11 protein-coding genes and 4 tRNA genes are annotated in these 12,012 nt (G+C 57.8%); 10 read left to right on the forward strand and 5 right to left on the reverse strand.

Annotated features, from left to right (window positions below; translation table 11 throughout):
- Window positions 1–25 precede the first annotated feature (25 nt).
- The 4 genes from fucI to fucR all read left to right on the forward strand — a co-directional run bounded on the left by fucI (window position 26) and on the right by fucR (window position 4,514).
- Complete coding sequence (gene fucI / locus BV390_RS09335; protein WP_032690923.1) at window positions 26–1,801, forward strand: L-fucose isomerase; 1,776 nt, start codon at window positions 26–28, stop codon at window positions 1,799–1,801.
- Between the two features lie 97 nt (window positions 1,802–1,898).
- On the forward strand, window positions 1,899–3,317 hold the full coding sequence (gene fucK / locus BV390_RS09340) for an L-fuculokinase (RefSeq protein ID WP_085396855.1): 1,419 nt from the start codon (window positions 1,899–1,901) through the stop codon (window positions 3,315–3,317).
- Window position 3,318: 1 nt separating this feature from the next.
- On the forward strand, window positions 3,319–3,741 hold the full coding sequence (gene fucU / locus BV390_RS09345) for an L-fucose mutarotase (RefSeq protein WP_049266565.1): 423 nt from the start codon (window positions 3,319–3,321) through the stop codon (window positions 3,739–3,741).
- A 56-nt stretch (window positions 3,742–3,797) separates the two neighbouring features.
- Window positions 3,798–4,514: an L-fucose operon activator gene (gene fucR / locus BV390_RS09350; protein WP_032690920.1), complete on the forward strand. Its 717-nt coding sequence runs from the start codon at window positions 3,798–3,800 to the stop codon at window positions 4,512–4,514.
- 56 nt (window positions 4,515–4,570) lie between these two features.
- Here the strand turns inward: fucR and rlmM are convergent, their stop codons facing one another.
- From rlmM to gcvA, 3 genes are read right to left on the reverse strand one after another with little or no spacing between them, the layout of a single operon-like run.
- The gene (rlmM, locus tag BV390_RS09355; RefSeq protein WP_004867036.1) at window positions 4,571–5,671 is read right to left on the reverse strand and encodes a 23S rRNA (cytidine(2498)-2'-O)-methyltransferase RlmM; all 1,101 of its coding nucleotides are present in this window, start codon (window positions 5,669–5,671) and stop codon (window positions 4,571–4,573) included.
- Window positions 5,664–6,059, reverse strand: coding sequence for a DUF423 domain-containing protein (locus BV390_RS09360; RefSeq protein WP_032690919.1), 396 nt, complete (start codon window positions 6,057–6,059; stop codon window positions 5,664–5,666). Before BV390_RS09360 ends, rlmM begins: the two co-directional genes overlap by 8 nt.
- A 19-nt stretch (window positions 6,060–6,078) precedes the next feature.
- Window positions 6,079–6,996, reverse strand: a complete 918-nt coding sequence (gene gcvA / locus BV390_RS09365; protein WP_015585849.1) for a glycine cleavage system transcriptional regulator GcvA — start codon at window positions 6,994–6,996, stop codon at window positions 6,079–6,081.
- Between the two features lie 443 nt (window positions 6,997–7,439).
- Here gcvA and csdA point away from each other — a divergent pair, with 443 nt between their 5' ends.
- Both csdA and csdE read left to right on the forward strand, forming a co-directional pair.
- Window positions 7,440–8,645 (forward strand): cysteine desulfurase CsdA, encoded by a 1,206-nt coding sequence (csdA, locus tag BV390_RS09370; protein WP_064793921.1) that lies wholly within the window; start codon window positions 7,440–7,442, stop codon window positions 8,643–8,645.
- On the forward strand, window positions 8,645–9,076 hold the full coding sequence (gene csdE / locus BV390_RS09375) for a cysteine desulfurase sulfur acceptor subunit CsdE (protein ID WP_032690917.1): 432 nt from the start codon (window positions 8,645–8,647) through the stop codon (window positions 9,074–9,076). The genes csdA and csdE overlap by 1 nt, the downstream gene beginning before the upstream one ends.
- Before the next feature lie 94 nt (window positions 9,077–9,170).
- Here the strand turns inward: csdE and tcdA are convergent, their stop codons facing one another.
- A complete protein-coding gene (tcdA, locus tag BV390_RS09380; RefSeq protein WP_032690916.1) occupies window positions 9,171–9,989 on the reverse strand; it encodes a tRNA cyclic N6-threonylcarbamoyladenosine(37) synthase TcdA in 819 nt (272 codons plus the stop codon).
- Window positions 9,990–10,122: 133 nt separating this feature from the next.
- Window positions 10,123–11,220: a murein transglycosylase A gene (gene mltA, locus BV390_RS09385; protein ID WP_032690915.1), complete on the reverse strand. Its 1,098-nt coding sequence runs from the start codon at window positions 11,218–11,220 to the stop codon at window positions 10,123–10,125.
- A gap of 215 nt (window positions 11,221–11,435) precedes the next feature.
- On the opposite strand from mltA, the gene BV390_RS09390 reads away from it, so the two are divergent.
- From BV390_RS09390 to BV390_RS09405, 4 genes are all read left to right on the forward strand, one after another.
- Window positions 11,436–11,512 (forward strand) — tRNA-Met (locus BV390_RS09390).
- A gap of 50 nt (window positions 11,513–11,562) precedes the next feature.
- A tRNA-Met gene (locus BV390_RS09395) sits at window positions 11,563–11,639 on the forward strand.
- 46 nt (window positions 11,640–11,685) lie between these two features.
- Window positions 11,686–11,762 (forward strand) — tRNA-Met (locus tag BV390_RS09400).
- 46 nt (window positions 11,763–11,808) lie between these two features.
- A tRNA-Met gene (locus BV390_RS09405) sits at window positions 11,809–11,885 on the forward strand.
- Window positions 11,886–12,012: the final 127 nt, after the last annotated feature.

The raw sequence follows: 12,012 nt of genomic DNA on the forward strand, positions 1-12,012 counted from the left end.
TTCCGAATAACGTGAGGAGTCTGTAATGAAAAGAATCAGCTTACCCAAAATTGGTATTCGCCCGGTGATTGACGGACGTCGTATGGGAGTACGCGAGTCGCTGGAAGAGCAGACCATGAATATGGCAAAAGCCACCGCCGCGCTGATTAGCGAGAAACTCCGTCATGCCAGCGGCGCGCAGATTGAGTGCGTGATTGCCGACACCTGCATCGCCGGCATGGCGGAATCCGCCGCCTGCGAGGAGAAGTTCAGCAGCCAGAACGTCGGCGTGACGATCACCGTGACTCCTTGCTGGTGCTACGGCAGCGAAACCATCGACATGGATCCGCTGCGCCCGAAGGCCATCTGGGGATTTAACGGCACGGAGCGCCCCGGCGCCGTCTATCTGGCCGCCGCGCTGGCCGCCCACAGTCAGAAAGGGATCCCGGCGTTCTCGATCTACGGCCATGATGTCCAGGATGCCGACGACACCACCATCCCGGCCGACGTTGAGGAAAAACTGCTGCGTTTTGCCCGCGCCGGGCTCGCCGTTGCCAGCATGAAAGGGAAAAGCTATCTCTCCGTGGGTGGGGTTTCGATGGGCATCGCTGGCTCCATCGTCGACCATAACTTCTTTGAGTCCTGGCTGGGGATGAAGGTCCAGGCGGTTGATATGACCGAACTGCGCCGCCGTATCGACCAGAAAATCTATGATGAAGTCGAGCTGGAAATGGCGCTGGCCTGGGCGGATAAAAACTTCCGCTACGGCGAGGACCAGAACGCGCAGCACTATAAGCGCGATGAAGAACAGAGCCGCGCGGTGCTAAAAGAGAGCCTGCTGATGGCGATGTGTATTCGCGACATGATGCAGGGCAACAAGAAACTGGCAGAAAAAGGGCTGGTCGAGGAGTCGCTGGGCTACAACGCCATCGCCGCCGGCTTCCAGGGTCAGCGCCACTGGACCGATCAATATCCGAACGGCGACACCGCCGAGGCGCTGCTCAACAGCTCCTTCGACTGGAACGGCGTACGTGAGCCTTTTGTCGTCGCTACCGAGAACGACAGCCTCAACGGGGTAGCGATGCTGATGGGCCACCAGTTGACCGGTACCGCGCAGGTATTTGCCGATGTGCGCACCTACTGGTCGCCGGACGCGGTTGAGCGCGTGACCGGCCAGCCGCTCACCGGGCTGGCGGAACATGGCATTATTCACCTGATTAACTCGGGCTCCGCCGCGCTGGACGGTTCCTGCAAACAGCGGGATGAAGAGGGCAAACCAACGATAAAACCGCACTGGGAGATTTCGCAGAAAGAGGCGGATGCCTGCCTGGCGGCAACCGAATGGTGTCCGGCGATTCATGAATACTTCCGCGGCGGCGGCTACTCCTCACGCTTCCTGACCGAAGGCGGCGTGCCGTTTACCATGACCCGGGTCAACATCATCAAAGGTCTGGGACCGGTGCTGCAAATAGCCGAAGGCTGGAGCGTCGAGCTGCCAAAAGCGATGCACGACCAGCTGGATGCCCGCACCAACTCCACGTGGCCCACCACCTGGTTTGCCCCGCGCCTCACCGGCAAAGGCCCGTTTGCCGACGTCTATTCGGTGATGGCCAACTGGGGGGCTAACCATGGCGTGCTGACTATCGGCCACGTCGGCGCTGACTTTATTACCCTGGCGGCCATGCTGCGGATCCCGGTCTGCATGCATAACGTGGAAGAGGGCAAAATCTACCGTCCGTCCAGCTGGTCCGCCCACGGCATGGACACGGAAGGCCAGGACTACCGCGCCTGTCAGAACTACGGCCCGCTGTATAAACGTTAATGGCTTTGCCCGGTGGCGCAAGCTTACCGGGCCTACGGGCACGTCAGCCGTAGGCCGGATAAGCGCAGCGCCATCCGGCGACGTTTATGGAGTTAATATGAAAAATGAAGTCATCCTCGTCCTCGACTGCGGCGCCACCAACGTGCGGGTTATCGCTGTCGATCGTCAGGGTAAAATTGTCGCCCGGGCCTCAACCGCCAACGCCAGTGAGCGCGCCGCGGAGAACCCCGCGTGGCACCAGTGGTCGCTGGAGGCTATTCTGCAACGCTTCGCCGACTGCTGTCAGCGCCTCTCGGCCGAACTGGCCGCGTGCCGGATTCGCGGCATCACGGTGACCACCTTTGGCGTTGACGGCGCGCTGGTCGATGAGCACGGCACGCTGCTCTACCCGACGATCAGCTGGAAATGCCCGCGCACGCTCGCAGTGATGGAGAACATCGGACAGCTGATCGCCCCGCAGCGCCTGCAGGAGATCTCCGGCGTCGGGGCATTCAGCTTCAATACCCTGTATAAACTGGTGTGGCTGAAAGAGCATCACCCGCAGCTGCTGGCAAAGGCCCACGCCTGGCTGTTTATCTCCTCGTTGATCAATCACCGTTTAACCGGCGCCTTCACGACCGATATCACCATGGCGGGCACCAGCCAGATGCTGGATATTCATCGGCGGGATTTCAGCCCCGAGATTCTGGAGGCTACCGGGATACCGCGTCGTCTGTTCCCGACGCTGGTCGAAGCGGGCGACAGGATAGGTTCGCTGCGCCACGATGCCGCTGCACAGCTGGGGCTTCCCGCCGGCCTGCCGGTGTTCTCCGCCGGCCACGATACGCAGTTTGCGCTGTTTGGCGCCGGTGCTCAGCAGGATGAACCGGTGCTCTCCTCCGGTACCTGGGAAATCCTGATGGTACGTAGCGGCGAGGTCAACACCGCCTTGCTCAGTCAGTATCCCAGCTCAACCTGCGAGCTGGACAGTCTGGCCGGGCTGAGCAATCCCGGGATGCAGTGGCTGGCCTCCGGGGTGCTGGAGTGGGTTCGTCAGCTGCTCTGGACGCCCCAAACGCCCTGGCAAACGCTGATTGATGAGGCGCGGTTGATTCCCGCCGGCGCAGAAGGCGTGAAGATGCAGTGCGACCTGCTGGCCTGCCAGCATGCGGGCTGGCAAGGCGTCACGCTCAATACGACCCGCGGCCATTTTTATCGCGCGGCGCTGGAGGGGTTAACCAGCCAGCTGAAAAATAACCTGCGCACTCTGGAAAATATCGGCCATTTTAAGGCCAGAGAACTGCTGCTGGTCGGCGGCGGCAGTCGCAATGTGCTGTGGAATCAAATCAAAGCCAACATGCTCGATATACCGATTAAGGTGCTGGATGACGCCGAAACCACCGTGTCAGGGGCTGCGATGTACGCCTGGTCTGGCGCCGGCGAGTTTGCCAGCGCCGGGCAGGCCCGATCGCAGGTCCACTATCAGTACCGCTACTTCTACCCGCAAACCGAACCCGAACTGTCAGAGGGAGTATGAAATGTTAAAAACAATCTCTCCGCTCATTTCCCCTCAACTCCTCAAGGTCCTCGCCGAGATGGGTCACGGGGATGAGATTATTTTTTCTGATGCGCACTTCCCGGCCCACAGCGTCGGGCCACAGGTGCTGCGCGCCGATGGCCTGCAGGTGAGCGATCTCTTACGCGCGGTAATTCCGCTGTTTGAGCTCGACAGCTATGCGCCGCCGCTGGTCATGATGGCGGCGGTCGAAGGCGATACGCTCGACCCGCAGGTGGAAATGCGCTATCGCGACGCCCTCTCACCACAGAGTCCATGTCCGGATATCGTCCGTATCGACCGCTTTGCCTTCTATGAGCGGGCGCAAAAAGCCTTTGCGATCGTTATCACAGGCGAACGCGCTAAGTACGGGAATATTCTTTTAAAAAAAGGGGTAACGCCGTAATCTCATGCCGGAGCGTCCGCCTGATGCGGACGCTCATCGAATGACAGGGTGAGAACATGAAAGCGGCACGCCAGCAAGCGATAATAGACCTGCTGATCAACCATAGCAGCCTGACGACGGAAGCCTTATCGCTACAGCTCAACGTCAGTAAAGAGACGATTCGTCGCGATCTGAGCGAGCTGCAGTCGCGGGGAAAAGTGCTGCGTAACCACGGTCGGGTCAAAATCATTCATCGGGAAAGCCAGGACAGCGGCGATCCTTTCCATATTCGCCTCAAAAGCCACTATGCCCATAAAGCGGATATCGCCCGCGGCGCCCTGGCCTGGATTGACGAAGGGATGGTGATTGCCCTCGACGCCAGCTCCACCTGCTGGTATCTGGCCCGCCAGCTGCCGGATATCAACCTGCACGTCTTCACCAACAGCCAGCCGATTTGCCAGGAGCTGAGCAAACGCGAAAACATTCAGCTCACCTGCTCCGGCGGCACGCTCCAGCGCAAATATGGCTGCTACGTCAGCCCTTCGCTGATCTCACAGCTCAAATCGCTGGAGATCGATCTGTTTATTTTTTCCTGCGAAGGTATCGATAGCCACGGCGCGCTGTGGGATTCAAATACGGTGAACGCCGATTTTAAATCGCTGCTGCTCAAACGCGCGGCGCAATCGCTACTGCTGATCGACAAAAGTAAGTTTAATCGTTCGGGGGAGGCCAGGATTGGTCATCTGGATGATGTGACACACATTCTTTCTGACGCGCAGATAGCGGCAAAATAACCGGCGGGACAAGAGAACCCGGATAACGCTGCCGTTATCCGGGACACGACGCGAGCTTAGCGTTCGTCGCGGCGACCGCCAACGGCCGCCCACAGGCGACGGACGTGAACGGTCACCTCTTCACGATCGTGATACAACTGACGCGCCTGGATCTGGGCATTAATCCCGTGTTCATCCAGCTGTTCCTGGATATAGGCAAGGTTGCGCGACAGCTCCTCATAGCGCTTTTTCATCGGCAGCTTAAGGTTAAAGATGGTTTCCCGGCACCAGCCGTTCACCAGCCACTGCGCCATCAGCGCCGCTACTTTCGCCGGTTTCTCCACCATATCGCACACCATCCACGAGATGTTGTTGCGCGTTGGCCGATACTTGAAGCCATCTTCACGCAGCCAGGTCACCTGCCCGGTATCCATCAGACTCTGCGCCATCGGGCCGTTATCCACGGAGGAGACCCACATATTGCGTTTCACCAGCTGATAGGTCCAGCCGCCGGGGCAGGCCCCCAGATCCACCGCATACATCCCGTTGCCCAGACGCTCATCCCACTCATCTGCCGGGATAAAGACGTGAAACGCCTCTTCCAGCTTCAGCGTAGAACGGCTCGGCGCATCAGACGGGAACTTCAGACGCGGGATCCCCATATAGAACGGCGAGTTGTTGGTGGTGTACGAGTAACCGGTATAGCAGCAGCCGGGGGCAATAAAGAACACATGCACCACCGGACGCTTCGGCGTTTCATAGTTGGTGAGCACGCCCGCTTCACGCAGCGCCGCGCGCAGCGGAACCGTCAGTTTACGGCAGAACTTCATCAGCTCTTTGCTTTCATTGGTATCGGCCACTTCCACCCGCAGATCGCCGCCCTTCTCGACCACGCCCTGCAGCATCCCGACAATCGGCGTGATGCGATCTTCCGGCGGCAGGTCGCGCAGCAGTTCGCCGGCCACAAACATCTGACGGGCGAAAACCAGCGAGCTGAACGGCAGTTCACGCACCAGTTTGTCACCATCTTCCATCTGATAGCATTCAAAAATGACATAGCCAGAGTCTTCTTTCACTCGGGCAAAACCAAACACCTCAAGGCGGGAGGCCTTATCAGTAATTTCTGCTGCGCACTCCTTCTCAAACCCGGGGCGACAATAGAGGACAACCTTATTCATGAACAACGCCCTTACGTTTCAGACGAATTGCACCAATTAACATTAAAACCCAACCGGCGAGGAAGCTCACGCCTCCGACCGGCGTCACGAACGCCCACAGGCGTAAATGCGACAGCGCCAGGCAGTAGAGACTGCCGCTGAACAAAACGGTACCGAGCGCCATAAAGACGCTACTCCAGTAGAACCAGATACTGATACGGCGCTGCATCGCCACCGCCAGACCAAAAATAGCCAGCGTATGGAAGGCCTGGTACTCAAGCCCGGTATGAATCCAGGCCATTTCCGCCGCGCCTAACGACCGGCTTAATACATGCGCGCCAAAGGCGCCCAGAGCAACAAAGACGAAACCGCTTATCGCGGCAAATATCAGCATAAATCGGCTGGTCATGTTTTTACCCTACAATCATTTATTGTTCGTAACGAAAACGAAATTTTTCTTGTTCGCTCGCCGCTTTCGCCAGTATCCATTGCCGGAAGGCGGCTATTTTACCCAGTTCAGCCTGACTGTCATGACAAACGAGATAAAACGCATTCTTACTGACCAGAACATCATTAAACGGGCAGACCAACCGGCCGGCCTCGATTTCGGACTGGGACATCACATTATTGGCCAGGGCGACACCTTGCCCGTGAATAGCCGCCTGCAGCACCATCGCGCTGTGGCTGAAAATAGGCCCCTGCTGCACATTAATATGGCTTAGACCAAGCTGACGGGTATAAGTTTGCCAGTCGCGGCGGGAAGCATCGTGCAACAGCGTATGTTGCGCCAGATCCGCAGGTGTTTTCAATGCCTTGTCACCGGTCAGCAGTGCCGGAGAACAGACGGGCAGCAGATATTCGGCGTACAATTTTTCGACGCGCAGACCTGGCCAGTTGCCGCGGCCATAGAAAATCGCCACGTCGACGTCATCCGCCAGTTTGTCCTCCTGACGGTCCACGGCCTGGATTCTGACATCAATCCCCGGATAAGCTGAGTTAAAGCTTGAGAGTCGCGGCACCAGCCACTGGATCGCAAAACTGGGCAGTAAACTCACCGTTAAGGCCCCTTTCGCGCTTCGGGCCTGTAGTTTACGCGTCGCCTCGGTCAGCTGCGAAAAAATCTCTTTAATATCCTGAAAATAGCTCTGGCCTTCTTCCGTCAGCAGCAGCGATCGATTGCGGCGGCGAAACAGCTTCAGCCCTAGAAAATCCTCTAGTGACTTGATTTGGTGACTTACTGCGGCCTGCGTCACAAAAAGCTCATCTGCTGCGCGAGTGAAGCTTAAGTGACGTGCGGCTGCATCAAAAACACGTAATGCATTCAGGGGCGGTAATCGCTTTGACATGGTTATTCTGGCTTAGATGTTAAGGCGTTTTAACAAACAGGAAACAACAGTTAACCTATTAGTTTTTTTTATCTGAGCCATTATAATTTGTCCGTTGAGGTTCTACCAGCAAATACCTATAGTGGCGGCACTTCCTGAGCCGGAACGAAGAGCTTTTTTTGGAATGCGTGTTCCAACAAGCTTTTGGCTTACGGTTGTGATGTTGTGTTGTTGTGTTTGCAATTGGTCTGTGTTTGCAGACCATGGTAGTAAAGCTACCCTTTTCACTTCCTGTACATTTACCCTGTCTGTCCATAGTGATTTAATGTAGCACCGCAACATGCGGTGCTTTTTTTTGCCTGTCTGCCGCCGCGCTGACCTGAATCTCCTCCTCTCTTCCTTTCGCCAGCCTTGCCCTGATGACTAAATTGCGCGACGATCGTCGTATTGCAACGAGGAATTCCATGAACGCATTCAATCCTGCTCACTTTCGCGCCCAGTTTCCTGCGCTGGCCGATGCCGGCGTTTACCTTGATAGCGCAGCGACTGCGCTGAAGCCGCTCGCCGTCATCGACGCCAGCGACCAGTTTTACCGCCTCAGCGCAGGCAACGTTCATCGTAGCCAGTTTGCCGCCGCACAGCGCCTGACTGAACGCTATGAAAATGCCCGCGAGCGCGTGGCGGCGCTGCTCAATGCCCCGTCCGCGAAAGATATCGTCTGGACGCGCGGCACCACCGAAGCCATCAATATGGTGGCGCAGAGCTATCTTCGCCCGCGCCTGCGGCCCGGCGATGAAATCATCGTCAGTGAAGCGGAGCACCATGCCAACCTGGTTCCCTGGCTGATGGTCGCAGAGCAAACCGGCGCCCGGATCGTGAAGCTGCCCGTCGCTGCCGATCGCCTGCCCGACGTCGCCCTTCTGCCTTCTCTTATTACGCCGCGCAGTCGGCTGCTGGCCATCGGCCAGATGTCCAACGTGACCGGCGGCTGCCCGGACCTGGCGACGGCAATCCGCCATGCGCATGACGCCGGTATGGTGGTGATGGTTGACGGTGCTCAGGGGGCGGTTCATTTTCCCGCCGACGTTCAGCGGCTGGACATCGATTTTTATGCGTTTTCCGGCCATAAGCTGTACGGACCAACGGGTATTGGCGCGCTGTACGGCAAAAGCGCGCTGCTGGATGCCATGTCGCCCTGGCTCGGCGGCGGCAAAATGATTACCGAGGTCACCTTCGCGGGGTTTGCCACTCAGCCGGTTCCCTATCGCCTGGAAGCCGGGACGCCAAATATTGCTGGCGTCATTGGCCTGAGCGCCGCGCTGGAGTGGCTGGAGGAGACCGATATCGCCCTGGCCGAAAGCTGGAGCCGTAGCCTGGCGACGCTGGCGGAAGATGAGCTGGCGAAGCGGCCTGGCTTTCGTTCCTTCCGCTGTCAGGAGTCCAGCCTGCTGGCGTTTGACTTCGCCGGAGTACATCACAGCGACATGGTAACCCTGTTGGCGGAGTCGGGTATTGCGCTGCGTGCCGGACAGCACTGCGCCCAACCGCTGCTGGCGGCACTGGGCGTTAGCGGTACCTTGCGCGCCTCGTTTGCCCCCTATAATACTCAGGATGATGTTTACGCGCTGGTGCATGCCGTTGACCGCGCTCTGGAAATACTGGTGGATTAATGACGACTTCTCATCCTTTTGGTACCAGCATCACCGAAGAGACCTTACGCCAGACGTTTATTCCGCTCAGCCAGTGGGAAGATAAATACCGCCAGCTGATTTTATTGGGTAAGCGGCTGCCTGCGCTGTCGGATGACCTGAAAGAACGGGCCAAAGAGATTGCCGGATGTGAAAACCGCGTCTGGCTGGGCTATACCGTTGATGCTGACGGTAAGCTGCACTTCTTCGGCGATAGCGAAGGCCGGATTGTGCGCGGTATGCTGGCGGTGCTGCTCACGGCGGTAGAAGGGAAAAGCGCCGCCGAGCTGCTGGCTCAGGATCCGCTGACGCTGTTTGATGAGCTGGGGCTGCGCGGTCAGCTGAGCGCCTCGCGCAGCCAGGGACTGAGCGCGCTGAGCGAAGCGGTGCTCGCCGCCGCTCGCGAGGCTTAATTTCTCTTTTAACCTCCCCCGGTGGCGCTGCGCTGACCGGGGCTACAGTCAGCGCCGTATCGTAGCCGGGCAAGGAGTTCGCCGCCCGGGAGAATTACCCGGCAGAAGCCGCTTCACGCTCCGCCTTCGCCAGCATTTTCTTCAGCGCATGGGACACGGCGACAAAACCGAAGGTCGCGGTGACCATCGTCGCGGCGCCAAATCCGGAGGCGCAATCCATCCGTTTCGGGCCCTCGGCAGTGCTCTTCATGGCGCAAACGCTGCCGTCGGCCTGCGGATAGACCAGCGCTTCGGTGGAAAAAACGCAATCCACGCCAAGCTTACCTTTGCTGTTCTTCACCACCCCGAACTGACTCTTCAACCGCTCGCGCAGCTTTGCCGCCAGCGGATCCTGGATGGTTTTCGCCAGATCGGCGACCTGAATCTGCGTCGGGTCGATTTGCCCGCCCGCGCCGCCGGTGGTTACCAGCGGCACCTTATAACGGCGACAATACGCGATTAACGCCGCCTTGGGACGTACGCTGTCAATCGCATCGATCACATAGCTGAAGCCGACGCCGAGATACTCAGCAACGTTTTCCGGCGTGACAAAATCGTCCACGACCGTTACCCGACACTCGGGGTTAATCAGGCGAATACGCTCGGCCATCACTTCGGCTTTCGCCAGCCCGACGTTGCCCCCCAGGGCATGAACCTGTCGGTTAGTGTTAGTGACGCAGACATCATCCATATCAATCAGGGTAATCGCGCCAATTCCGGTTCTTGCCAGCGCTTCCGCCGCCCAGGAGCCCACGCCGCCGATACCGACGACGCAAACATGCGCATCGGCAAAACATTGCAGCGCTTTTTCACCATATAAACGCGCCGTGCCGCCAAAGCGTTGACGCCAGGCATCGCTGATTACAACAGACATAAAACCTCAGAATGCATCGGGGCCTGCCAGCGCAAGCCCCATAGTGCGAATAAAAGATCAATGCGACCGCCAGGCGACCCCGGAGACGGCGCGTTGCGCCGCTCCGGGCGACTAACTATCAGACGGTAGCGCGTTAACCGCTAAAGACGTTACCGGCGCCCGGCGCATTTTTCAACACCCAGACGCGACCATAGTGGTTATACCAACCGGCACGATGACCGGCGTCTGCTCCGATCCCCTGGTAGATATCAAAGTGCTGGCCTTTAATCGCCCCACCCACATCCAGCGCGACCATCAGACGCAGCTCGTACTGCCCGTTAAACTTGCCGCTATTATCCAGCAGAGGCACTTCCGCCAGCAAGGTCGTTCCCGGCGGAATAATACTGCGGTCGGAAGCCACCGAGGCACGACCAATCAGTGGCACCGCGCTGGCGCCTTTTACCGGGGCAAAAGACTGTGGTTTAAAGAAGACGAACGACGGGTTCTGTTCAAGCAGCTCGCGAACTTCGGCTTCACTGTGTTTCTCACCCCATTCACGGATCGCCTGCATCGACATATCTTCTTTCTTCACTTCACCGCGATCTATCAGGACTTTACCAATGCTGCGATATGACCAGCCATTTTTCCCGGCATAGCTAAAGAAGTTCAGCGGAGAGCCGTCGCCAAAATCAATATAGCCGCTGCCCTGCACGTCCATAATAAAGTTGTCCATCAGCGAGTTGCTGTAGGCCAGAATATAGTCGTCGCTCAGGGCGCCGGCATAAATGCTGGCGCGGGACGGCAGCTTACCGCGCTTCGGCGGCATGCGATAAATCGGGTACTGGAATTCGCCCTGGCGAGTATGGCGCGCCTGCACCACCGGAGTGTAGTAACCGGTGAACTGAACGTTGCCATAGCTATCGGCGCCCTGCATCTGCCAGGCATCAATGCCGAACTGGCTCAGAGTGCGGGTATCGCCACCGGCGCGCAGCCACTCCTGCAGCGCGTTATAGACGTTGCTCTGGCTATTATAAAGGCGCGGTGAGGCGCTGCGAATCTGACGGACCTGCTCGGAGAAGTCCCCGGCGTTAATTGGCGAACCAACCGCATCAGGCTGGTTAACCAAAGAGAACGGTTGGGTCAACTTCCCTTCATTATACTGCTGACCGCGATCGGTCGGTTTTGAGGAACAGGCGGCGAGCATCGCCAGCATTGCTCCTGTCGCTATATACTTTGCCCAACATCCTTTCATGGTATCTCTTCTTTATGCTGCTTAGTCGCGGTTCGTGATGAGGGAAGATAACAAACCCCCAGGGCTATTGAAATGCGCGAAAGCACCACAAATACAATCTTGCTCAAAAAACAAGCCGAAAATGGTTCTTTATACACCGTTTATTACAAATTTGATGATTTTACTGAAAAAGGGTTGCATCAAAACGCGAGCGGAGTATAGTGCGCTTCCACGGACGCGGGGTGGAGCAGCCTGGTAGCTCGTCGGGCTCATAACCCGAAGGTCGTCGGTTCAAATCCGGCCCCCGCAACCAATTAAAATCAGATAGCAGTAAGCTTTACTCGATGGAAGAGTAAAGACGGACGCGGGGTGGAGCAGCCTGGTAGCTCGTCGGGCTCATAACCCGAAGGTCGTCGGTTCAAATCCGGCCCCCGCAACCAATTTAAAATCTGATGCATAATTTACTCGATGAAGAGTAAAGACGGACGCGGGGTGGAGCAGCCTGGTAGCTCGTCGGGCTCATAACCCGAAGGTCGTCGGTTCAAATCCGGCCCCCGCAACCAATTTAAAATCTGATGCATAATTTACTCGATGAAGAGTAAAGACGGACGCGGGGTGGAGCAGCCTGGTAGCTCGTCGGGCTCATAACCCGAAGGTCGTCGGTTCAAATCCGGCCCCCGCAACCAACACAATGAACACCCTGACGGGTGTTTTTTTGTTTCTGCGCACCGCGTACGGTCGCGCCAGCGCAATGCCCCGCCCTCTCTGACAGACTGACCCGGCGCCAATCCGGCGCGATTTCTCCCTGTCCGC

It is taken from the genome of Klebsiella sp. YJ (assembly GCF_002108615.1).
Taxonomy (GTDB): domain Bacteria; phylum Pseudomonadota; class Gammaproteobacteria; order Enterobacterales; family Enterobacteriaceae; genus Klebsiella; species Klebsiella planticola.

Coding starts and splice junctions, on each gene's coding strand:
- fucI (WP_032690923.1), top strand. CDS start 26: ATGAAAAGAATCAGCTTACCCAAAATTGGTATTCGCCCGGTGATTGAC.
- fucK (WP_085396855.1), top strand. CDS start 1,899: ATGAAAAATGAAGTCATCCTCGTCCTCGACTGCGGCGCCACCAACGTG.
- fucU (WP_049266565.1), top strand. CDS start 3,319: ATGTTAAAAACAATCTCTCCGCTCATTTCCCCTCAACTCCTCAAGGTC.
- fucR (WP_032690920.1), top strand. CDS start 3,798: ATGAAAGCGGCACGCCAGCAAGCGATAATAGACCTGCTGATCAACCAT.
- rlmM (WP_004867036.1), bottom strand. CDS start 5,671: ATGAATAAGGTTGTCCTCTATTGTCGCCCCGGGTTTGAGAAGGAGTGC.
- BV390_RS09360 (WP_032690919.1), bottom strand. CDS start 6,059: ATGACCAGCCGATTTATGCTGATATTTGCCGCGATAAGCGGTTTCGTC.
- gcvA (WP_015585849.1), bottom strand. CDS start 6,996: ATGTCAAAGCGATTACCGCCCCTGAATGCATTACGTGTTTTTGATGCA.
- csdA (WP_064793921.1), top strand. CDS start 7,440: ATGAACGCATTCAATCCTGCTCACTTTCGCGCCCAGTTTCCTGCGCTG.
- csdE (WP_032690917.1), top strand. CDS start 8,645: ATGACGACTTCTCATCCTTTTGGTACCAGCATCACCGAAGAGACCTTA.
- tcdA (WP_032690916.1), bottom strand. CDS start 9,989: ATGTCTGTTGTAATCAGCGATGCCTGGCGTCAACGCTTTGGCGGCACG.
- mltA (WP_032690915.1), bottom strand. CDS start 11,220: ATGAAAGGATGTTGGGCAAAGTATATAGCGACAGGAGCAATGCTGGCG.